3 protein-coding genes are annotated in these 24,508 nt (G+C 75.1%); all 3 read left to right on the forward strand.

Going from position 1 to position 24,508, the window contains the following annotated elements; all coding sequences use genetic code 11:
• Genes ACH54P_RS39900 through ACH54P_RS39910 form a run of 3 tightly spaced genes read left to right on the forward strand, consistent with a single transcriptional unit; the run spans nt 1 to nt 24,488 of the window.
• Nucleotides 1–5,247, forward strand: coding sequence for a type I polyketide synthase (locus ACH54P_RS39900; RefSeq protein ID WP_489908459.1), 5,247 nt, complete (start codon nt 1–3; stop codon nt 5,245–5,247).
• 46 nt (nt 5,248–5,293) lie between these two features.
• Nucleotides 5,294–13,483 (forward strand): SDR family NAD(P)-dependent oxidoreductase, encoded by an 8,190-nt coding sequence (locus tag ACH54P_RS39905; protein WP_489908460.1) that lies wholly within the window; start codon nt 5,294–5,296, stop codon nt 13,481–13,483.
• Nucleotides 13,484–13,529: 46 nt separating this feature from the next.
• A complete protein-coding gene (locus tag ACH54P_RS39910) occupies nt 13,530–24,488 on the forward strand; it encodes an SDR family NAD(P)-dependent oxidoreductase (protein ID WP_489908461.1) in 10,959 nt (3,652 codons plus the stop codon).
• Nucleotides 24,489–24,508: the final 20 nt, after the last annotated feature.

A 24,508-nucleotide genomic window follows, 5' to 3' on the forward strand; every position in this document is an offset into this window, starting at 1 on the left:
ATGGACACCCCCGAAGGCAAACTGCGGGAGTACCTCCGCTGGGCCACCACCGACCTGCGCGACACCCGCAAGCGGCTCGCCGACGTCGAGGACCGGGCCCACGAGGCGATCGCGGTCGTCGGCACCGGCTGCCGCTACCCGGGCGGCGTCCGCTCGGCCGCGGACCTCTGGCGGCTGGTCCGCGAGGGCGGGGACGCCGTCGGCGGGTTCCCCGCCGAGCGCGGCTGGGACGTCGAGGCGCTCTACGACCCCGACCCGGACAGCCAGGGCACGACCTACGCCCGCGGCGGCGGGTTCTACCGCGACGCGGCGAAGTTCGACGCGGGCTTCTTCTCGATCAGCCCGCGCGAGGCGCTGGCCATGGACCCCCAGCAGCGGCTGCTGCTGGAGATCGGCTGGGAGGCCTTCGAAAGCGCGGGCATCGACCCGGTGTCGATGCGCGGCGAGCCGGCGGGCGTGTTCGTCGGCGGCGGGTTCTCCGACTACGGCGGCGCGATGCAGTCCGCGCCCGAAGGCGTCGAGGGCCACCTGGTGACGGGCAAGGCCGGCAGCGTCCTTTCCGGACGGATCGCCTACACCCTCGGCCTGGAGGGCCCGGCCGTCACGGTCGACACGGCGTGTTCGTCGTCGCTGGTGGCCCTGCACCTCGCCGTGCAGGCCCTGCGGCGCGGCGAGTGCACGATGGCGCTCGCCGGTGGCGTGACGGTGATGTCGACCCCGGCCGTGCTGATCGAGTTCAGCCGCCAGCGCGGCGTCGCCCCGGACGGGCGCTGCAAGGCCTTCGCCGCCGCGGCCGACGGCATGGGCTTGGCCGAGGGTGCCGGCGTGGTGCTGCTGGAACGCCTTTCGGACGCGGTCGCGAAGGGCCGGACCGTGCTCGCGGTGATCCGCGGTTCGGCGATCAACCAGGACGGCGCGTCCAACGGGCTGTCCGCGCCGAGCGGTCCCGCCCAGCGGCGCGTGATCCGCCGGGCACTGGCCGACGCGCGGCTCACCCCCGCCGAAGTCGACGTCGTCGAGGCGCACGGCACCGGCACCGAACTGGGCGACCCGATCGAGGCGCAGGCGCTCCTGGCCACCTACGGCCAGGCCCGGGCGGGGGCGCCGCTGTGGCTGGGCAGCGTCAAGTCGAACATCGGGCACGCGCAGGCGGCTTCCGGGGTGGCCGGCGTGCTCAAGATGGTCGAGGCGCTGCGGCACGGCGAGCTGCCGAAGACCCTGCACGTCGACGAGCCCTCGCCGCACATCGACTGGGCGGCCGGCGAGGTCGAGCTGCTGACCGAGGCGCGCCCGTGGCCCGGTTCGGCGGAGCGGCCGCGGCGGGCGGCGGTGTCGTCGTTCGGCGTGAGCGGCACGAACGCGCACGTCATCCTCGAGGAAGCACCCGAAGCTCCGGCCCGCACCCCGGCCGCCGCGCCGGGCGTGGTGCCGTGGGTGCTGTCCGCCAAGACCCCGGGTGCGCTGCGGGCCCGGGCCGCGCAGCTGAGCGAGGTCGACGCCGACCCGGCCGACCTCGGGTTTTCGCTCGCCACCACCCGGACCGTGCTCGACCACCGCGCGGTCGTCCTCGGCCGCGGCGACGAACTGCGGCGTGGGCTTTCCGCGTTGGCCGCGGGCGAGCCGGACCCGGCGGTCGTCGAAGGCACGCCGTCGGCCACCGGCGGGGTCGTCTTCGTCTTCCCCGGCCAGGGTGCGCAGTGGGCCGGGATGGGGCAGGAGCTCCTCGAAACCGAGCCGGTCTTCGCCGCGCGGATGCGCGAGTGCGCCGACGCGCTGACGTCCTTTGCGGACTGGAAGCTGCTCGACGTGCTGTCCGACGAAGCCGCGCTCCAGCGGGTCGACGTCGTGCAACCCGTGCTGTGGGCGGTGATGGTGTCGCTGGCCGCGGTGTGGCGCGCCCACGGCGTCGAGCCCGCGGCGGTCCTCGGGCACAGCCAGGGCGAGATCGCGGCGGCGTGCGTCGCCGGGGCACTGTCCCTCGAGGACGCCGCCCGGGTCGTCGCCATGCGCAGCCGGGAGCTGGCGAGCCTGGCCGGTGCGGGCGGCATGGTGTCGGTGGCCCAGCCGGTCGCCGCGGTGACCGAGCGGATCGACGGCACCGGCCTGTCGATCGCCGCCGCCAACGGGGCCGGCTCGGTCGTCGTCTCCGGCACACCCGAAGCCCTCGACGACCTCATCGCCGGCTGCGCGGCCGACGGCGTCCGCGCCCGCCGCATCCCGGTCGACTACGCGTCGCACTCCGAGCAGGTCGAAGCCATCGAGGAACGGCTCCTCGAGGTGCTCGCCCCGGTGCGGCCGCGGGCGGGGGAGCTGCCGTTCTACTCGACCGTCACCGGCCGCCCGGCCGACACCACCCAGCTCGACGCCGGTTACTGGTACTGCAACCTCCGCCAGACCGTCGAGTTCGAGCAGGCGACGCGCGCGCTGCTCGCCGACGGCCACGGCGTGTTCGTCGAGTGCAGCCCGCACCCGGTGCTGGCGACGGCCGTGCAGGAGACGGCGGAGGACGCGGGCCGCGAGGTTGTCGCGGTCGGTTCACTGCGCCGCGACGACGGCGGGAAGGCGCGCTTCCTGCGGTCGGTCGCCGAGGCCTTCGTGCGCGGCGTCCCGGCCGGCTGGGCGAAGGCGTTCGACGGCGCGAACGTCGTCCCGCTGCCGACCTACCCGTTCGAAGGCGACCACTTCTGGCTCCCGGCCGCGGCGGCCGCCGCCGACCTCGGCTCCGCGGGCCTCAGCGAGGCCGGGCACCCGCTGCTCGGGGCGGCGGTCGAACTGCCCGACGACGGCGGCTTCCTGTTCACCGGACGGCTTTCGCTGCGGTCGCACCCGTGGCTGGCCGAGCACGCCGTGCACGGCACGGTCCTGCTCGCCGGCACCGCGTTCGTCGAACTCGCGCTGCACGCCGCGGCCGAAGCCGGCTGCGCCGAAGTGGAAGAGCTGGCCCTGGAGGCGCCGCTCGCGCTGGCGTCCGACGGCGCCGTGCGGATCCGGCTCACCGTCGGGGCGGCCGGTGACGACGGCCGCCGGGCCGTCGCGCTGCACTCGCGCCCGGAGGACGACCTGCTCGGCGACTGGACGCGGCACGCGGCCGGGTTCGCCGCGCCGGGCGATGCCGCCCCGGCATCCGGGCTCGCGCTGTGGCCGCCGTCCGACGCCGAGCCCGTCGCGCTCGACGACGTCTACGGGCGAGCGGCCGACCGCGGATTCGTGTACGGGCCGGTGTTCCAGGGACTCAAGGCCGTCTGGCGGCGCGGTGACGAGGTGTTCGCCGAAGTGGCCCTGCCGCGTGAGCACCACGCCGAGGCCGCGCGGTTCGGTGTGCACCCGGCCCTGCTCGACGCGGCCCTGCACGCCGTCGCGCTGGGCTCGCTCAACGCCGAAGGCACCGGGCGGCTGCCGTTCTCGTGGGCCGGGGTCCGGCTGTACGCGGCCGGGGCGACCGCGCTGCGCGTGCGGCTCGCGCCGTCCGGCCCGGAGACGCTGACCGTCGAGGTCGCCGACGAATCCGGCGCGCCGGTCGCGGTGATCGACGCCCTCACCTCGCGGCCCGTCGTGCCCGGCCAGGTGCGGGCGGCCCGGCGGTCCGGTCCGCTGTTCCGCGTCGACTGGGTGCCGCTCCCCGCTTCCGGGGCCGCCGAGCAGCCGGACGCCGAGTTCTTCCGGGTCCCCCGCGGCGACGTCCGCGAAGTGCTGGGCGCGGTCCTGGACCGGCTGCAGTCCGGGCTCGGCGAGGAGCGGCGGCTCGTGTTCGTGACGTCGGGCGCGACCGCCGACGACCCCGACCTCGCCGCCGCGGCGGCCTGGGGCCTGGTGCGGTCGGCGCAGGCCGAGCACCCGGAGCGGTTCGTCCTGCTCGACCTCGAGCACCCGGACGACGTCCCGGTGCTCGCCGACCCGGACGAGAACCAGCTGTCCGTCCGAAATGGACAACTACGGGTGCCCCGGCTGGTTCCGGTGCCCGCCGGGCCGGACGAGCCGTGGACCGTCGACGGCAGCGTGCTGATCACCGGCGGCACCGGGACGCTCGGCCGCCTGGTCGCCGGCCACCTCGCGCGCCACGGCGCCCGGCGGCTCGTGCTGGTGAGCCGCCGCGGGTACGCCGCTCCCGGCGCGGCGGACGTCGTCTCCGGCCTGACCGCGCTGGGTGCGGAGGTCACCGTGGTCGCGTGCGACGTCGGCGACCGGGCCCGGCTCGCCGAGGTCCTCGACGGCGTCCCGGACCTCGCCGCCGTGGTGCACACGGCGGGCGCACTGGACGACGGCGTCGTCGAAGCCCTGACCCCGGACCGGATCGACACGGTGCTGCGGGCCAAAGTGGACGCTGCGCGGCACCTGCACGAGCTGACGCGGGACCGCGAGCTGGCGGCCTTTGTGCTGTTCTCCTCGGCCGCGGGCACGTTCGGCACGCCGGGGCAGGGCAACTACGCCGCCGCCAACGCCTGCCTCGACGCCCTGGCCCGGCACCGGCGGGCGCACGGCCTGCCCGCGCAGTCGCTGGCCTGGGGGCTGTGGGCGGACACCAGCGAACTGACCGGCACGCTCGGCCGGACCGGCCAGGACCGCCTGCGCCGCACGGGATCCCGGGCGTTCACCGCCGAGGACGGCCTGGCGGCGTTCGACCTGGCCCTCGCGACCGGCGAGCCGGTGCTGGTGCCGGTGCAGCTCGACCTCCGCGTGCGCGGTGACCAGGGGGTGCCGCCGCTGCTGCGCGGCCTGGTCCGCACGCCGCTGCGGCGGACCGCGACCGGCGACACCTCCCTGCGCAGCCGGCTGGCCGGGCTGGCTCCGGACGAGCGGGACCGGGTGCTGCTCACGCTCGTGCGCGCCCAGGCGGCGGCGGTGCTCGGGCACGCGGGCCCGGGCGCGGTCGAGCCGGGACGCGGGTTCCTGGACCTCGGGTTCGACTCGCTCACCGCCGTCGAGCTGCGCAACCGGCTGCAGGCGGCGACCGGCCTGCGGCTGCCCGCGACGCTGGTGTTCGACCACCCGACGGCGACCGCGCTGGCGGCGTTCCTCGCCGACCGGTTCGGCTCGGCCGGCGCCCCGGCGCTCGCCCCCGCGCTGGCCGAACTCGGCCGTCTCGAAGCGGTGCTGGCGCCGTTCACCGGCGAGGCTCGCACGGCGATCACCCTGCGGCTGAAGGAACTTCTCTCCCGGTGGAGCGACGAGCCGGGCACCGCCGACGACATCGACGCGGCCACGGACGACGAGCTGTTCGGCGTCCTCGACGAGCTGCGCACCCCCTGACCTCGGGCGAGCGCGCGCCGGAAACCCCACACACAGGAGCCATCGGATGTCCCACGAACAGAAGCTGCGCGATTACCTCAAGCAGGCCGCCAAGGACCTGCGCGAGGCCCGCGGCCGGGTGCACGAGCTGGAGGAACGCGACCGCGAGCCGATCGCGATCGTCGGGATGAGCTGCCGCTACCCCGGCGGGGTCACCTCGCCCGAGGACCTGTGGCGGCTGGTCGCCGAGGGCTTCGACGCCATCTCGGAGTTCCCGGACGACCGCGGCTGGACCGTCGACGACGTCTACGACCCCGACCCGGAGGCGCCCGGCAAGTCGTACGTGCGCGAGGGCGGCTTCATGTCCGGCGCCGCCGACTTCGACCCCGGCTTCTTCGACATCAGCCCGCGCGAGGCCCTGGCCATGGACCCGCAGCACCGGCTGCTGCTGGAGACGTCGTGGGAGGCCTTCGAGCGCGCCGGGATCGACCCGGCCACCGTGCGCGGGCACAAGATCGGCGTCTTCGCCGGCGTGATGTACCAGGACTACGCCGCGCGGCTGACGTCCGTGCCGGAGATCGTCGAGGGCTACCTCGGCAGCGGCAACGCGGGCAGCGTCGCTTCCGGCCGCGTCGCCTACACCTTCGGCCTCGAGGGCCCGGCGATCACCGTCGACACCGCGTGCTCGTCTTCGCTGGTCGCGCTGCACCTCGCCGTCCAGTCGCTGCGCCGCGGCGAGACCACGATGGCGCTGGCCGGCGGGGTCACGATGATCGTGACGCCGACCGGGTTCATCGAGTTCAGCCGCCAGCGCGGCCTCGCGCCGGACGCCCGCTGCAAGTCGTTCGCCGGCGCGGCGGACGGCACGGCGTGGGCCGAAGGCGCCGGAATGCTGCTGGTGGAACGGCTTTCCGACGCACAGCGGCTCGGGCACCCGGTCCTCGCGGTGGTCCGCGGCACCGCCGTCAACCAGGACGGCGCCAGCAGCGGGCTGTCCGCGCCGAACGGACCCGCGCAGCAGCGCGTCATCCGCGCCGCGCTGGCCGACGCCGCCCTGACGTCCGACCTCGTCGACGCCGTCGAAGCGCACGGCACCGGCACGGTGCTCGGCGACCCGATCGAGGCCCAGGCGGTGCTGGCCACCTACGGCGCCGAGCGCCCGGCCGAGCGGCCGCTGCTGCTGGGGTCGCTCAAGTCGAACGTCGGGCACACGCAGGCCGCGGCCGGCGTCGGCGGCGTGATCAAGATGGTCGAGGCGATGCGCCACGGCGTGCTGCCGAAGACCCTGCACGTCGACGAGCCGACGCCGCACGTGGACTGGGCGGCCGGTGCGGTCGAGCTCCTGACCGAGGCCACGGACTGGCCGGACACCGGCCGCCCGCGCCGCGCGGGGGTGTCGTCGTTCGGGGTGAGCGGGACGAACACGCACGTCATCCTGGAACAGGCGCCGGCCGGGGAGGTCACCGAGCCGGGCGAGCCGCCCGCGGTGCTGCCGTGGGTGCTGTCGGGGAAGACCGAGGGCGCCCTGCGCGCCCAGGCCGAGCGTCTGCTGGAGGTCGACGCGGATCCGGTCGACCTGGCCGTGGCGCTGGCGACGACGCGGGCGCACTTCGGCGAACGCGCGGTCGTGCTCGGGGACCTCGACGCGGGCCTGCGGGCGATCGCCGCCGGGGAACCCGCGCCGTCGGTCGTGCGGGACACGGTCGCCGCGGGCGAGCTCGCCTTCCTGTTCTCCGGACAGGGTTCCCAGCGGGCCGGGATGGGCCGCGAGCTGCACGAGACCTTCCCGGTGTACGCGCGGGCGTTCGACGAGATCTGCGCCGGCTTCGCCCCCCGCGTGCGGGAGCTGGTGCTCGACGGCGGCGCGGACCTGGACCGCACCGAGTACGCCCAGGCCGCCCTGTTCGCGGTCGAGGTGGCGTTGTACCGGCTCGTCGAGTCGTGGGGCGTCCGCCCGGCCTGCCTGCTCGGGCACTCGATCGGCGAGATCGCCGCCGCGCACGTCGCCGGGGTGTTCTCCCTGGACGACGCGCGAACCCTCGTGACGGCCCGCGGACGGCTGATGCAGGCGCTGCCCGCCGGCGGCCTCATGGTCGCCGTGCGTGCGAGCGAGGGGGACGTCCGCGCGGCGCTGCGGGACGGCGTCTCGATCGCCGCCGTCAACGGCCCGGAGTCGGTGGTCCTCTCCGGCGAGGCCGACGCGGTCGCCGCCGTGGCGGCCGGGTTCGGGAAGGCCAAGGCCCTCACCACGAGCCACGCCTTCCACTCCGCCCTGATGGACCCGATGCTGGCCGGCTTCCGGGCGGCCATCGCCGACCTGGAGTTCGCCGAGCCGCGGATCCCGCTGGTGTCCGACGTGACCGGCGCGCTCGCCACGCCCGGCCTGGTCACCGACCCGGACTACTGGGTGCGGCACGTCCGCGAGACGGTCCGGTTCGCCGACGGCGTCACGGCTTTGCACGCCGAGGGCGTCCGGACGTTCCTCGAGCTGGGGCCGGAGGGCGTGCTCAGCGCGCTGGCCCAGGACTGCCTGCCCGGGGACGCGGCCGCCGTCGCCGTCCTGCGGGCCGGGCGGCCGGAAGCGCGCTCGGCCGTCGCCGCGCTGGCCCGGCTCCACACGCGGGGCGTGACGCCCGATTGGGCCGCCTACTTCGCCGGGAGCGGCGCCCGCCGTGTCGACTTGCCGACTTACGCGTTCCAGCGCACGCGCTACTGGCTGGAAGCCACCGGTTCCGGCGGGTTCGTCGAGCTCGCCGCCAAGCCGGAACCGCCGAAGGGCGCGCTGGCCGCCCGGCTGGCCGGGGCCCCGGCGAACGAGCGGCTCCGGGTGCTGACCGACCTGGTCCGCGGCCAGGCCGCGGTCGTCCTCGGCCACGGGACCGCCGACGAGGTCCGCGCGGACCGGCCGTTCAAGGAACTGGGCTTCGACTCGCTCACCGCCGTCGAGCTGCGGACCCTCCTGGCCACGGCGCTCGGCCGCGAGCTGCCCGCGACGCTCGTTTTCGACCACCCGACGCCGTCGGCGCTGGCCGCCCACCTCGACGGCGTGGACCTCGAAACCGCCGCGGAAACCGTGGTGGCGCACGACGAGCCGATCGCCATCATCGGCATGAGCTGCCGCTACCCGGGCGGGGTCACCTCGCCCGACAACCTCTGGCGGCTGGTCGCCACCGGCGCCGACGCCATCTCGCCGTTCCCCGAGGATCGTGGCTGGGACGTCGACGCGCTGTTCGACCCGGATCTGTCGCGGCCCGGCACCACCTACTCGATCGAAGGCGGGTTCGTCACCGGCGCCGCCGAGTTCGACGCCGGGTTCTTCGGCATCTCGCCGCGCGAGGCCCTCGCGATGGACCCGCAGCAACGGCTGCTGCTGGAAGCGTCGTGGGAGGCGTTCGAGCACGCCGGTGTCGACGCATCGGCGCTGCGCGGGGCGAAGGTCGGCGTGTTCGCCGGCACCTCGGCGCAGGACTACAGCTCGCTGCTGGCCACCATCCCCGCCGAGGCCGAGGGGTACGTCGGCACCGGGACCGCGTCGAGCGTCGTCTCCGGCCGGATCGCCTACACCTTCGGCTTCGAGGGTCCGGCGCTCACCGTCGACACGGCGTGCTCGTCGTCGCTGGTGGCGTTGCACCTCGCCGCGCAGGCGCTGCGCTCCGGCGAGTGCTCGATGGCGCTGGCCGGCGGCGTGACGGTGATGTCGACCCCGGCCGGGTTCATCGAGTTCAGCCGTCAGCGCGGGCTCGCGCCGGACGGCCGCTGCAAGTCGTTCGCCGCGGCCGCCGACGGCGTCGGCTGGTCGGAGGGCGCCGGCGTGCTGCTGGTGGAACGGCTGTCCGACGCGCTGCGCCACGGCCACGAGGTCCTCGCCGTGGTCCGCGGTTCCGCGGTCAACCAGGACGGCGCTTCGAACGGCCTCACCGCGCCGAACGGACCCGCGCAGCAGCGGGTGATCCGCGCCGCGCTGGCTTCGGCGCGGCTGCAGCCGTCCGATGTGGACGTTCTCGAGGCGCACGGCACCGGCACCACCCTCGGCGACCCGATCGAGGCGCAGGCGGTGGTGGCGACCTACGGGCAGGACCGCGACCGGCCGCTGCTGCTCGGCTCGCTCAAGTCGAACATCGGCCACACGCAGGCCGCGGCGGGCGTCGCGGGCGTGATCAAGATGGTGCAGGCCATGCGCCACGGCGTGCTGCCCAAGACGCTGCACGTCGACGAGCCGACCCCGCACGTCGACTGGGCGGCGGGGTCCGTCGAGCTGCTCACCGAGGCCCGGCCGTGGCCGTCGGGGGAACGGCCGCGACGGGCGGGGGTGTCGTCGTTCGGCGTGAGCGGGACCAACGCGCACGTCGTCCTCGAAGAACCCCCGGCCGTCGAGCCGCGGGAGGCGGAAGCCCTGCCGGTGCTGCCGTTCGTGCTGTCCGGGCGGGACGCCGAAGGCCTGCGGGCCCAGGCGGCGAAGCTGCGGACCGCCGACTTCCCGCTCCCGGACGCCGCTTGGACCTTGGCCACCGGCCGCGCCGCGCTGGAGCACCGGGCGGCCGTGGTGGCCGCCGATCGTGAGGAACTCCTGGAGGGGCTCGGGGCCCTCGCCGAGGGCCGGGCCCACCGGTCCGTCGTGCGGGGCACGCCGGTGAGCGGCGGCGTCGCGTTCCTGTTCACCGGGCAGGGTTCGCAGCGGGAAGGGATGGGCCGGGAGCTGTACGAGACGTTCCCGGTCTACGCGGCGGCGTTCGACGCCGCTTGCGCGCACCTGGACCCGCGGGTGAAGGAACTCTCGGGCGCGCCGGACACGGAACTCGCCCAGCAGGGCATCTTCGCGGTGGAAGTCGCGTTGTTCCGGCTCCTGGAGTCGTGGGGCGTCCGGCCGGACCACGTCGTGGGGCACTCGGTCGGCGAGATCGCCGCCGCCCACGTCGCCGGGGTGCTGAGCCTCGAAGACGCGGGTGCGCTGGTCGCCGCGCGGGGCCGGTTGATGCAGGCCCTGCCCGAGGGCGGCGTGATGATCGCCGTCCAGGCGTCCGAAAAGGACATCCGGCTGCCGGCCGGTGTGTCGCTGGCGGCGGTGAACGGCCCGGACTCGGTCGTGCTGTCCGGTGAGGAGGCCGCGGTCGTCGAGTACGCGGCGGAGTTCGCGAAGACCAAACGGCTCAACACCAGCCACGCGTTCCATTCGGCGTTGATGGAGCCGATGCTCGCCGAGTTCGCCGCCGCGATCGACGGGCTCACCGCCGCCGAACCCGTCATCCCGTGGGTGTCTACTGTGGAGGGTGGCGGGGACGGCTCCGCGGCCTACTGGGTGCGACAGGTCCGCGAGTGCGTCCGGTTCGCCGACGCGGTCGCCGCGACGAACGCGCGGACGTTCGTCGAGATCGGTCCGGACGCGGTGCTGAGCGCCATGGTCGACGACGCCGTCCCGGTGCTGCGCGGCGGGCACGACGAGGTCCGGACGGCGCTGGCCGCGGTCGCGCGGTTGCACGTCCGCGGTTTCACCCCGGACTGGACCGCGGTGCTCCCCGGCGGCCGCAAAGCCGACCTTCCGACCCAGGCGTTCCGGCGCGACCGGTTCTGGGTGGAGCCGTCGTGGGCGGCGGGCGACGTCACCGCCGCCGGGCTGTCCGCCGCGGAACACCCGCTGCTCGGCGCGGCCGTCGAGCTGCCCGGCACCGGCGGCTGCCTCCTGACCGGCTCGCTCTCGGTCAAGACGCACCCGTGGCTGGCCGACCACGCCGTGCAGGACACCGTGCTGCTGCCCGGCACGGCGTTCGTCGAACTGGCGTTGCGCGCCGCCGACGAGGTGGGCTGCGCGGCGATCGAGGAACTGACCCTCGCCGCGCCGCTGGTCCTCCCGCCGAAGGGCGCGGTCCGGATCCAGGTCGCCGTCGGCGCGGCGGACGACGCGGGCAAGCGCCCGATCACCTTGCACTCCGCCACCGGCGACGACGACCAGGCGTGGAGCCTGCACGCCACCGGCACCCTCGCGCCGGAGGCGCCGACCCGGGCCGACGGCCTCGCGGTCTGGCCCCCGGACGGTGCCACGGAGATCGACGTCACCGGGCTGTACGACGGCCTGCAGGACAACGGGTTCGGCTACGGCCCCGCGTTCCAGGGGCTGCGCGCGGCCTGGTCGCTCGACGGCGCCGTCTACGCCGAAGTCGCGCTGCCGGACGAGCAACGCGACTCCGCCGGCCGGTTCGGGCTGCACCCGGCGTTGCTCGACGCCGCGCTGCACGCCGTCGGGCTCGGCGGCTTCGTCACCGCGAAGGGCCAGGGCCACCTGCCGTTCTCGTGGAACGGGGTGGCGCTGCGGACGTCCGGCGCGGCGAGCCTGCGGGTCCGGCTGGCGCCGGTCGGGCCGGACACGATCAGCCTGACCGTCGCCGATGGCGCGGGCCGTCCGGTCGCATCGGCGGAATCCCTGCTGCTGCGCGCGATTTCCGCAGCGGGCATCGAGGCACGGGCCGAATACCACCGGTCGCTCTTCCGGATCGACTGGGCGCCCGCCGCCACCGGTCCCGTGCCGGCGGGCACCTGCACGGTCGTCGGCGACCCCGCCCTCGCCGCGGCGCTGCGCAGTGCCGGAGCCGTCGTCAAGACCACGGACGAACCGGCGGACTTCACGTTCCTGCCGATCACCGGCGACGACGTCCACCGCGTCACCACCGAAGTGCTCGAGACGGTCCAGAACTGGTCCGCCGGCCGGCTGGTGTTCGTGACCCGGGGTGCCGAACGGGACGTCGCCCTCGCGGCCGCGTGGGGTCTCGTGCGCACCGCCCAGGCCGAGAACCCGGATCGCTTCACGCTCCTGGACCTCGACGGCGACCTCGACGGCCGCGCGATCCTCGCGGCCCTCGCCGGCGGTGAACCGCAGGTGCTGCTGCGCGGCGGAGAGACCTTCGCCCCTCGCCTGGCCCGCGTCGCGGCGGGTGCGGAGACGGCGCCGGAGTGGAACCCCGACGGCACCGTGCTCATCACCGGCGGCACCGGCACCCTCGGCGGCCTGCTCGCCCGGCACCTCGCCGCGGGCGGCGTCCGGCACCTGGTGCTCGCGGGCCGTCGCGGCCCGGACACGCCGGGTATCGCCGAGCTGGTGTCCGAATTGGACACCCTCGGAGCGCACGCCGAAGTCGTGGCCTGCGACGCGGCCGATCGGGAAGCCTTGACAGCACTCCTGGCCGGGATCCCCGCCGAGCACCCGCTCACCGCGGTCGTGCACACCGCCGGCGTCCTCGACGACGGCGTCCTGGCTTCACTCACCCCGGAGCGGTTCGCCACCGTGCTGCGGCCCAAGGCGGACGCGGCGTGGCACCTGCACGAGCTGACCGAGCACCTGGACCTGGCCGCGTTCGTGCTGTTCTCCTCCGCGGCGAGCACGCTCGGCAACGCCGGGCAGGCCAACTACGCCGCCGCCAACGCGGTCTTGGACGCGCTCGCCCGCCACCGGCACGCCCGCGGCCTGCCCGCGACGTCGCTGGCGTGGGGCCTCTGGGAGCAGTCGAGCGGCCTGCTCGGCGAGCTCACCGACGTCGACAAGCGCCGGATGAACCGCGGCGGCTTCGGCGCGCTGGCCACGAAGGACGCCCTCGCGTTGTTCGACACCGCGCTGAGCCAGGCCGAGCCGGTCCTGCTCCCGATGGAACTGGACGTCGCGGCGATGCGGACGCGGATCGGCGGCGGCCCGGTGCCCCCGCTGTTCCGCGGCCTGATCCGCGCCACGCGGCGGCCGTCGGCCGCGCCCGAGGAAGGCGAGCTGGCCGCGCGGCTGGCCGAGGTACCCGCCGAAGAGCAGGAAGCGGTCCTGCTCGACCTGGTGCGGACGCAGGTCGCGGCCGTGCTCGGGCACGCGTCCGCGGACGCCGTCGACCCGGACCGCGGGTTCGGCGACTTCGGGTTCGACTCGCTCAGCGCGGTCGAGCTGCGCAACAACCTGGCCGCCGCGACCGGGCTCCGGCTGCCGGCGACGTTGATCTTCGACTACCCGGACCCGCTGGTTCTCACCGGCTTCCTCCTGACCGAGCTGGGCCGCTCGACGACCGAAGCGGCCGATCCGGCGCTCACGGCGTTGGCGCAGCTCGAAGCCGGTCTGGCGGCCGGCGAACCGGCGGAAGCGACGCGGATGGCGCTTAGAACCCGTTTGGAAGTGCTGCTTGCGACCCTCTACCCGCAGACCGGTGACCAGGGCGGCGCCGGCGAACGTCTCGACTCCGCCACGGACGAGGAGCTGTTCGCCCTGATCGACCAGGACTTCGAGGTCCACTAGCCGCCGCCCGCCGACCCCCACCGATCCACCCGAGGAGACGCCCGGAATGGCGAACGAAGACACCCTCCGCGACTACCTGAAGCGGGCCACGGCCGACCTGCGGCAGGCGCGGCAGCGGCTCGGCGCGACGCGCTCGCAGCTGGCCGAGCTCGAAGCCCAGGCCAGGGAGCCGATCGCCATCATCGGGATGAGCTGCCGGTACCCGGGTGGCGTCGGCGACCCCGACGGCCTGTGGGACCTGGTCGACCAGGCCCGGGAGGGCATCGGCGCGTTCCCCGAGGACCGCGGCTGGGACCTCGGGAAGCTCTACGACCCGGATCCCGACCACCTCGGTACGTACTACGTGACCGAAAGCGGCTTCCTGCGTGAGGCCGCCGACTTCGACCCGGCGTTCTTCGGCATCTCGCCGCGGGACGCGCTGGCCATGGACCCGCAGCAGCGGCTGCTGCTGGAACTGTCGTGGGAGGCCATCGAGTCGGCGGGCCTCGCCCCGGCGTCGCTGCGCGGCAGCCGGACCAGCGTGTTCGCCGGCGTCATGTACAACGACTACGCCGCGCGGCTGCAGCCCGTGCCCGACGGCTTCGAAGGGTTCATCGGCAACGGCAGCGCGGGCAGCATCGCGTCCGGCCGCGTCGCCTACACCTTCGGGCTGGAAGGGCCGGCCCTCACCATCGACACGGCGTGCTCGTCGTCGCTGGTGGCGCTGCACCTGGCCGCCACCGCGCTGCGCCGCGGCGAGTGCTCGATGGCGCTGGCCGGCGGCGTGACCGTGATGTCCACGCCGACCGCGTTCATCGAGTTCAGCCGGGCCCGCGGGCTCGCCCCGGACGGCCGCTGCAAGTCCTTCGCCGCGTCCGCCGACGGCACCAGCTGGGGCGAGGGCGCCGGGATGCTCCTGGTGGAACGGCTGTCCGACGCGCGGCGCCTCGGCCACCCCGTGCTGGCCGTGGTCCGCGGGACCGCGGTGAACCAGGACGGCGCGTCCAACGGGCTCACCGCGCCCAACGGCCCGGCCCAGCAGCGGGTGATCCTCGACGCGCTCGCCGCGGCCGGGCTCGAGCCGTCCGAAGTGGACGCCGTCGAGGCGCACGGCACCGGCACGGTGCTCGGCGACCCGATCGAGGCGCAGGCGGTGCTGGCCACCTACGGCCAGGACCGGACGGAGCCGCTCTACCTCGGCTCGCTGAAGTCGAACATCGGGCACAGCCAGGCCGCCGCCGGCGTCGGCGGCGTGATCAAGATGGTGCAGGCCATGCGGCACGGCGTGCTGCCGAAGACCCTGCACGTCGACGAGCCCAACCCGCGGGTCGACTGGACCGCGGGCGCCGTCGAGCTGCTCACCGAGGCCCGGCCGTGGCCGGAGACCGGGCACCCGCGCCGCGCCGGCGTGTCGTCGTTCGGGGTCAGCGGCACCAACACCCACGTCGTGCTGGAGCTGCCGGAAGACACCCCGGAGCCGGCCGAGCGGGTCACCCCGCCGGTGCTGCCGCTGCTGATCTCGGCCCGGAGCCACGACGCGCTGGCTGCCCAGGCACAGTCGCTTTTGGACCACCTCGAAGACGAGCCGTCCCTTGTGGACGCCGCATACACGACCACGACCCGGGCGCGGCACCCGCACCGGGCGGTCGTGCTCGGCCGCGACCGGGCGGAACTGCGGCAAGGACTGGCCGACCTCGCGGCCGGGAGGCCCACGGTCGTCGCGGACACCACGGCGCCGGGCAAGACCGCCTTCCTGTTCTCCGGGCAGGGCGCCCAGTACGCGGGCATGGCGACCGAGCTATACGCGGCTTACCCGGTGTTCGCCGCCGCGCTCGACGCGGCGCTGGCCGAGCTGGACCCCGCGGTGCGCGTCGCGGTGTTCGACGGCGACCGCCTGGACGACACCGAGTTCACCCAGCCCGCGCTGTTCGCCGTCGAGGTCGCGCTGTTCCGCCTGCTCGAGGCGTGGGGGGTGCGACCGGACTTCCTGCTGGGGCACTCGATCGGCGAGATCGCGGCCGCGCACGTGTCCGGGATCCTTTCGCTGGCCGACGCGGCCACGCTGGTCACCGCGCGCGGCCGGCTGATGCAGGCCCTGCCCGCGGGCGGCGTGATGGTCGCGGTCGAGGCCGGCGAGGGGGAGATCGCCCCGACGCTGCCCGACGACGTCGCGATCGCCGCCGTCAACGGGCCCGGCGCGGTCGTGCTCTCCGGTGCGGCCGAAGCCGTCACGACCGTCGCCGCCGCCTGGGCCGAGAAGGGCCGCAAGACCCGCGAACTCGCGACCAGCCACGCCTTCCACTCGCCGCTGATGGCGCCGATGACCGCGGAGTTCCGGGCCGCGATCGCCGGGCTTTCCTTCGGGACACCGGCCATCCCGGTCGTGTCCACGGTGACCGGGAAGCCGATCGAGCTCGCCGACCCGGACTACTGGGTCACGCACGTGCTCGCCACGGTCCGGTTCGCCGACGGTGTCGCCACCCTGCTCGATTCCGGCGTGACGACGTTCGTCGAGGTCGGGCCCGGCGGCCGGCTGGCGGCGCTCGTACCCGAGGAGGCGGTCGCGGTCGCCACGCTGCGGCCGGAGCGGCCGGAACCGCTGACCTTCGCGGCCGCCGTCGCCCGCCTGCACACGCGGGGCCGGGAGCCGGACTGGGCCGCGGTGTTCGAGGGCACGGGCGCGCGGCAGGTCCCGCTCCCGACGTACGCGTTCCAGCGCAGCCGCTACTGGCTGGAGGCGAAGGAAACCGGCGGTGACGCGGCTTCGGTCGGCCTGGGGGCGACCGAACACCCGCTGCTCGGCGCCGCGGTCTCCCTCGCCGGCGGTGACGGGTTCCTGTTCACCGGGGTGCTTTCCCGGCGGGCGCACCCGTGGCTGGCCGACCACGCCGTGCTCGGGACGGTGCTGCTGCCCGGGACCGCGATGCTGGAGCTGGCGCTGCGCGCGGGGGAGCAGGCGGGCTGCGGAAGCGTCGAGGAACTGACGCTCGAAGCGCCGCTCGTCCTCGGCGACGACGGCGTGCAGGTGCAGCTTTCGGTCGGGGCCCCGGACGCCGCGGGCCGCCGGAGCGTCGGCCTGCACTCGCGGCCGGACGGCGCCGCCTTCGACGAGCCGTGGGTCCGGCACGCCACCGGATTTCTGGCCCCCGGGACGGCGTCGCCGGGGCCGGACCTGCGCGAATGGCCGCCACCGGGCGCCGAACCCGTACCCGTCGACGGGATCTACGACGCCGTCGAGTCGGCCGGATTCCACTACGGACCGGCGTTCCGCGGGCTGCGCGCGGCCTGGCGCCGCGGCGAGGAGGTGTTCGCCGAGGTCGCGCTCGACGACGACCACGCGGGAGACGCCGAACGGTTCGGCGTGCACCCGGCCCTGCTGGACGCGACCCTGCACGCGGCGGGCCTGGCCACCCCGGACGCGGCTCCCGAAGGACGGCTGCCGTTCGCCTGGACCGACGTTTCGCTGTTCGCCGCCGGCGCGTCCGCGGTCCGGGTCCGTCTGGTCCCGGCGGGTCCCGGTGCCGTGTCGCTGACGCTGGCCGACCCGGCCGGGAAGCCGGTCGCCACCATCGGCTCGCTGGTCTCGAGGCCCGTGTCGGCCGACGGCCTCGACGCCGGGCGCAGCCTGCGTGACGCCCTCTTCACCTTGGACTGGCCACCGGCTCCGGCCGGGGACTTCGAGGGACCGGTCGAGGTCGCGTACCTGCCTTCCGGTACCGCTGCGGTGCCCGAGCAGGTGCGCGAGACGACCGCCGCCACCCTGGCGTTGCTGCAGGACTGGCTCGCGGGCTCCCAGGAAGCCCGGCTCGTGCTCGTGACGCGCGGCGCGGTGGCCGAGAAGCCCGACCTCGCCGCGGCCGCCGCGTGGGGGCTCGTGCGGGCCGCGCAGTCGGAGAACCCCGGCCGGTTCGTGCTGCTCGACCTCGATACCGAAGAACTGGCCGACGAGGTCCTCGCCGCGGCCGCCGCCACCGGCGAACCCCAGCTCGTCCTCCGCGACGGCGAACTGCGGATGCTGCGCCTGGTCCGCCCCCCTGCGTCCGAGGTGGACGTTCCGGCCTTCGACGGCACGGTGCTGATCACCGGCGGCCTCGGGAGCATCGGCGCGCTGACCGCGCGGCACCTCGCCGGGCAGGGCGTCCGGCGTCTGGTCCTGACCGGCCGTCGCGGACCGGACACCCCCGGCGCCGCGGACCTGGTCTCGGACCTCGCTTCGGTGGGCGCTGAGGCCTCGGTGGTGGCGTGCGACGTCGCCGACCGGGACGCGTTGGCCGCCGTTCTCGATGGCATCCCGGACCTGTGCGCGGTAGTGCACGCGGCAGGGGTGCTCGACGACGGCGTCGTGGAATCCCTGACCCCGGAACGGTTCGAGGCGGTCTTCCGGCCCAAGGTCGACGCCGCCTGGGCGTTGCACGAACTGACGGCGGACCGCCCGCTGTCGGCGTTCGTCGTGTTCTCCTCCGCCGCGGGCGTGATGGGTGGCGCGGGCCAGGGCAACTACGCCGCGGCCAACGCCTTCCTCGACGCGCTGATGACCCGCCGCCGGGCCGCCGGCCTGCCCGGCACCGCGATGGCCTGGGGTGCGTGGGCCCAGGGCATGGCCGCGGACCTCGCCGACGCCGACCTGCGCCGGATGAGCCGCGGCGGCATGATTCCGCTGTCCACTGTGGATGGACTGGCGCTGTTCGACGCCGCGCTCGCCTCCGCGGCGCCGGTGCAGCTGCTGAGCAGGCTCGATCTCGCCGTGCTCGGCAAGCAGGCGTCCGCCGGGATGCTGCCGTGGCTGCTGCGCGGCCTGGTCCGGACGCCGATGCGGCGGGCCGGCGACGCGATCGACACCGGTCTCGCCCAGCGGCTGGCCGGGCTGGCCGAGCCGGAACGCCGTGAGGTGCTCGCCGACGTCGTCAACACGCACGTCGCGGCGGTGCTCGGCCACGGCTCGACGGCCGCGGTCGACCTCGAAGGCGCGTTCAAGGACCTCGGCTTCGACTCGCTGACCGCGGTGGAGCTGCGCAACCGCCTCGGCGGCGCGACCGGCCTGCGGCTGCCCGCGACGCTGATCTTCGACTACCCGAGCCCGGCCGCGCTCATCGACCACCTCGTCACCGAACTGGGCGGCGCGGCGTCGCCGGTGGCCCCGGTTTCCGCCGCGGTCCCGGCCGACGAGCCCCTGGCCATCATCGGCATGAGCTGCCGCTACCCCGGCGGCGTCAGCTCGCCGGAGGAGTTCTGGGAGCTGCTCACGGAAGGCCGCGACGGCATTTCGGGATTCCCCGCCGACCGCGGCTGGGACATCCCCGACACGGGCGACTTCGTGCCCGAAGGCGGGTTCCTCTACGACGCCGACCGCTTCGACCCCGAGTTCTTCGGCATCTCGCCGCGCGAGGCCATGGCCATCGACCCGCAGCACCGCCTGCTGCTGGAGACGGCGTGGGAGTCGTTCGAGCGCGCCGGCATCGACCCCGGCTCGCTCAAGGGCAGTCGGACCGGGGTGTTCGCCGGCCTGATGTACCACGACTACGTCTCGCGGCTCACCGCCGTGCCGGACGACCTGGCGGGCTACCTCGGCAACGGCAGTGCGGGCAGCGTCGCCTCGGGGCGCGTGGCCTACACGTTCGGGCTGGAAGGGCCCGCGGTCACGATCGACACGGCGTGCTCGTCTTCGCTGGTCGCCCTGCACCTGGCCGCGCAGTCGCTGCGCTCCGGCGAGTGCACGATGGCGCTGGTCGGCGGCGTGACGGTGATGTTCACGCCGACCGCGTTCCTCGAGTTCAGCCGCCAGGGCGGGCTGTCCGGCAACGGGCGGTGCAAGTCCTTCGCCGCGTCCGCCGACGGCACCGGCTGGGCCGAAGGCGCCGGGATGCTGCTGGTGGAACGGCTGTCCGACGCGCGACGGCTCGGGCACCGCGTGCTGGCGGTGGTCCGCGGCACGGCGGTCAACCAGGACGGCGCGTCCAACGGCCTCACCGCGCCCAACGGCCCGGCCCAGCAGCGCGTGATCCGCGCGGCGCTGGCCGGTGCGCGGCTCCAGCCGTCCGAAGTGGACGCCGTCGAGGCGCACGGCACCGGTACTTCGCTGGGCGACCCGATCGAGGCGCAGGCCCTGCTGGCGACGTACGGCCAGGAGCGGTCCGAGCCGCTGTGGCTCGGTTCGGTGAAGTCGAACATCGGCCACACGCAGGCCGCGGCGGGGGTCGCGGGCGTGATCAAGATGGTGCAGGCCATGCGCCACGGCGTGCTCCCGGCGACCCTGCACGTCGATGCCCCTTCGCCGCACGTCGACTGGTCCGCGGGTGCCGTCGAGCTGCTCACCGAGGCGCGGCCGTGGCCGGAGACCGGCCGTCCGCGCCGCGCGGCGGTCTCGTCGTTCGGGGTCAGCGGCACCAACGCGCACGTGGTGCTCGAACAGGCGCCGGACGAGACCGGCACCGCCGAAAGCCGCTCGGCCGCGGTCGTGCCGTGGGTGCTCTCGGCGCGGAGTGCGGCCGCGTTGCGGGGGCAGGCCGAGGCGCTCGCGTCCGTGTCCGCCGATCCGGTGGACGTCGGCTGGTCGCTGGCCACCACGCGGGCGACGTTCGACCACCGGGCCGTCGTGCTCGGCCCTGACTTCGCCGCCGGGCTCGATGCGCTCGCGAAGGACGTCCCGCACGCGCAGCTGGTCTGCGGCACCGCGACCCGGCCCGGCAAGGTCGTCTTCGTCTTCCCCGGCCAGGGTTCGCAGTGGCCCGGGATGGCGGTGGACCTCCTGGACTCCTCCCCGGTCTTCGCCGGACGGCTGGCCGAGTGCGCCGCCGCTCTGTCGTCCTTTGTGGACTTCTCCGTGGTGGAGGTGCTGCGCGAAGGCCGTGACCTCGACCGCGTCGACGTCGTCCAGCCCGTGCTGTTCGCGGTGCTCGTCTCGCTGGCCGCCGTCTGGCGCGCCCACGGGGTCGAGCCGGCGGCCGTCGTCGGGCACAGCCAGGGCGAGATCGCCGCGGCGGTCGTCGCGGGTGCACTGTCTCTTGAGGACGGTGCTCGGGTGGTTGCGTTGCGCAGCAAGGAGATCCTGTCGCTGGGCGGCGACGGCGGAATGGCTTCCGTGGCCCTGTCGGCCGAGGTCGCGGGCAAGCGGCTGGCGGACTGGGGCGGGGAGCTGTCGCTCGCCGCGGTCAACGGGCCGTCGTCGGTCGTCGTGTCCGGCGACGCCGGCCTGCTGGCCGAGTTCGTCGCCGGCTGCGCGGCCGACGGCGTCCGCGCCAAGCTGGTCCCGGTCGACTACGCCTCGCACTCCGCGCACGTCGACCGCATCCACGACCGGCTCCTGGAGGTGCTGGCGCCGGTCACCCCGCGGGCGGCGGACATCCCGTTCTGCTCGACGGTGACCGGGGACTTCCTCGACACCAGCGAGCTCGACGCGGCCTACTGGGCCCGGAACCTGCGGCAGACCGTCGACTTCGCGGGCGCCACGGCGAAACTGCTGGCCGCGGGGCACGGTGTCTTCGTCGAATGCAGCCCGCACCCGGTGCTCACCATGGCCGTCGAAGAGACGGCCGAGCAGGCGGTCGTCGCCGTCGGCACGCTCCGGCGCGACGACGGCGGCCCCGCGCGGCTGCTGGCCTCGCTGGCCGAGGCGTACGTCCGGGGGGTGCGGGTCGACTGGACCGAGGCCCTGCCCGGCGGCCGGCGCGTCGACCTGCCGACCTACGCCTTCCAGCGCGACCGCTACTGGCTCGAATCCCCCGCGGGCGCCGGGGACGTCGGCGCGGCCGGCCTGGCGGCGGCGGACCACCCGCTGCTCGGCGCGGTCGTCCCGCTGCCGGAGTCCGGTGGGCTGGTCTGCACGGGGGCGCTGTCGTTGCGCACCCACCCCTGGCTGGGCGACCACGCGCTGCTCGGCACCGTCCTGGTGCCCGGCACCGCGCTCGTCGAGCTCGCCCTGCAGGCCGGGGCGCACGTGGACCGGCCGGTGCTCGAAGAGCTGACGCTGGAAGCGCCGATCGCGCTGCCCGCGCAGGGCGGCGTCCAGGTCCAGGTCGTGGTGGACGCGGCGGGCGCGGTCACCATCCACTCGCGTCCCTCGGGTTCCGAAGAGCCGTGGATCCGCAACGCTTCCGGCGCGCTCGGGACGTCCGGGGAGACCGGGATGTCGCTGACCGAGTGGCCACCCGCGGGGGCGACCGCCGTCGAGCTGGACGGCGCGTACGCGGCGCTGGCCGAACGCGGATTCGGCTACGGCCCGGCGTTCCAGGGCCTGCGGGCGGTCTGGCGCCGCCGCGAGGAGATCTTCGCGGAGGTCGCCGTCGACGCGGCCGACGCGGACCGCTTCGGCCTGCACCCGGCGTTGCTCGACGCGGCCCTGCACGCGGGCATGGTGACGGGCGACGCCGAGGGTGGCGCGCAGATGCCGTTCGCGTGGACGGACGTGGTTCTGCACGCGGTGGGCGCCTCGGCGATCCGCGTCCGGCTGGCCGGACCGAGGCTCGACATCGCCGACGCGACCGGAGCCCCGGTGGCGACGATCGGTTCGCTGGCCACGCGCCCGGTCTCGGCGGTGACGCCCGCCCGCGACCCGCTGTTCCACGTCCAGTGGACCCCGGTCGGGGCGCCGGCCTCGTCGGGGACCGCGGAGCTGTTCGAGGTCCCGGCGGGCGAGGTCCACGAGGTGACGGCTTCGGTCCTCGCCCGCTTGCAGGGGGACGCGCCCCGCCTGGCGATCATCACGCACGGAGCGGTGGCGGCCCGCCGGGGCGAAGACATCCCGGACCTGGCGGCGGCCGCGGTGTGGGGCCTGGTGCGTTCCGCCCAGACGGAGCACCCGGGCCGGTTCGTGCTGATCGACGCCCAGCCGGGGACAGAGGGCGGTCTGCTCGAGCGGCTCGCCGCGGGTGAGGAGCCCCAGGTCGCGGTGCGGGACGGGCAGGTCCTCGCACCGCGCCTGGCCCGCCTGGTGCTGGAGTCTCCCGAAGCGGCCGCGGCCGGGATCGCCCCGGCGGCAGTCTCGGCGGAGACCGGCCCGGCTGGCTCGGGCGCGGCAGCGGTGGCCTCGGCTGAGGCCGCGCCGGTCGGTCCGGGCGCGGCGGCGCCCGCCTGGGATCCGGCTGGCTCGGGCGCGGCGGCACCCGCCTTCGACCCGGCCGCCACCGTCCTCGTCACCGGCGGTACCGGCCTCCTCGGCGGCCTCATCGCCCGCCACGCGGCGCGCGCCGGAGCAGGCCACATCCTCCTCACCAGCCGCAGCGGCCGCGCGGCCGAAGGCGCCGACAACCTCGTCGCCGACCTGACCGCGACCGGCGCCCGCGTCACCATCGCCGAGTGCGACGCTGCCGACCGCGAGGCCCTCGCCGCCGTCCTCCAAGCCATCCCGGCCGACTTCCCCTTAAAAGCAGTGATCCACGCCGCCGGTGTCCTCGACGACGGCATGCTCGCCGGCCTCACCCCCGACCGGCTCGCCACGGTCCTGAAGCCCAAGGCCGACGCCGCGGCGAACCTCCACGAGCTCACCCGCGACCACGACCTGACCGACTTCGTCCTCTTCTCCTCGGCCGCCGGCATCCTCGGCAACGCGGGCCAGGCCGGTTACGCCGCGGCCAACGCCTACCTCGACGCCCTCGCCACCCACCGGCACGTCCAGGGCCTCCCGGCGAAGTCCCTCGCCTGGGGCCTGTGGGACGAAGCCAGCGACCTGACCCGCCAGCTCGGCGCCGAAGGCCGCGAGAAGGTGAGCCGGGCCGGCCTGCGGCCGCTCTCCACCGAAGAGGGCCTGCGGCTCTTCGACACCGCCCGGGCGACGCCGGAGCCGGTCCTGGTCCCGATGCACCTCGACGTCGCCGCGCTCCGGCGGCAGTTCGGCACCGGCGGGGTGCCGCCGCTGCTGCGGGGGCTCGTCCGGCCCGCCGCCAAGCGGGCGGCCGCCGGGGAAGCCGTGGCGATCACCGGGGACACCTTGCGGGAAGTGGTCCTGACGCAGGTGGCGGGGGTGCTCGGCTTCACCGGGCCGGACGCGATCCCGGCCGGCGTCGGCTTCCCGGAGATGGGCTTCGACTCGCTCACCGCCGTCGAACTGCGCAACCGCCTGATCGGGCTCACCGGCCTGCGGCTGCCCGCGACGCTGGTGTTCGACCACCCCACCCCGGACGCGCTCGTCGAGTACCTGAGCGGCGAACTCGTCCCGGCCACGAAAGCCGAGGAGTCCACAGAGGACACTGTCGCCGAAGAAGAAACCGGCTCCATCCAGCTCCTCTACCGGAAGGCCTGCGACGAAGGCAAGATCGCCGAAGCCGTCGAGTTCATCAAGGCGGCGTCCCGGCTGCGGCCGTCCTTCGCCAGCGTCACCGAGCTGAAGAAACTGCCCGAACCGGTCCGGCTCGCCCGGGGTGACGCGACGCCGGGGCTGCTCTGCTTCGCCGCGCCGGTCGCGATCACCGGGGCCCAGCAGTACGCGCGGTTCGCCGCCGGGTTCCGCGGCGAACGGGAGCTGACCATGATCCCCGCACCCGGGTTCCGGCCCGGCGAGCGGCTGCCGTCGTCGGTCGAAGCGACCGTCGAACTGCAGGCGGAGCTGGTCTGGAAGGCCGCCGGCGGCACGCCGTTCGTGCTGCTCGGCCACTCGTCCGGCGGCTGGCTGGCCCACGCGGCCGCCACCTACCTGGAGGGGCTCGGCTCGCCGCCGGAGGGCATCGTGCTGATGGACACCTACGTGCCGCAGAGCGGGCAGATCGACCGGTTCAAGAGCACCTTCGTGACCAGCGCCCAGGACCGCGAAGAAGCCGTCGGCGGCATCGACAACCTGCGGCTGACCGGCATGGGCTGCTACTTCCGCGTGTTCGCCGACTGGACGCCGGAGGACACGGCGGTGCCGACGTTGTTCGTGCGCGCCACCGAATCCCTCCAGTCGGTCGGCGGGGAAGGAACCGAAGGCGACGCCTGGCGCCCCACCTGGGCCCCGGACCACGTCGGCGCCGACGTCCCCGGCAACCACTGGTCGATGATGGAAAACCACGCCGCCACGACCGCCGACGCCGTCCGCACCTGGCTCGAAAACCTCTGAAACCAACGAAAAGGAACAAG

It is taken from the genome of Amycolatopsis sp. N2S4-7, assembly GCF_058119595.1.

Excerpts from the sequence above, each read along its gene's own strand:
- ACH54P_RS39910 (WP_489908461.1), top strand. The coding sequence starts at position 13,530 with ATGGCGAACGAAGACACCCTCCGCGACTACCTGAAGCGGGCCACGGCC.
- ACH54P_RS39900 (WP_489908459.1), top strand. The coding sequence starts at position 1 with ATGGACACCCCCGAAGGCAAACTGCGGGAGTACCTCCGCTGGGCCACC.
- ACH54P_RS39905 (WP_489908460.1), top strand. The coding sequence starts at position 5,294 with ATGTCCCACGAACAGAAGCTGCGCGATTACCTCAAGCAGGCCGCCAAG.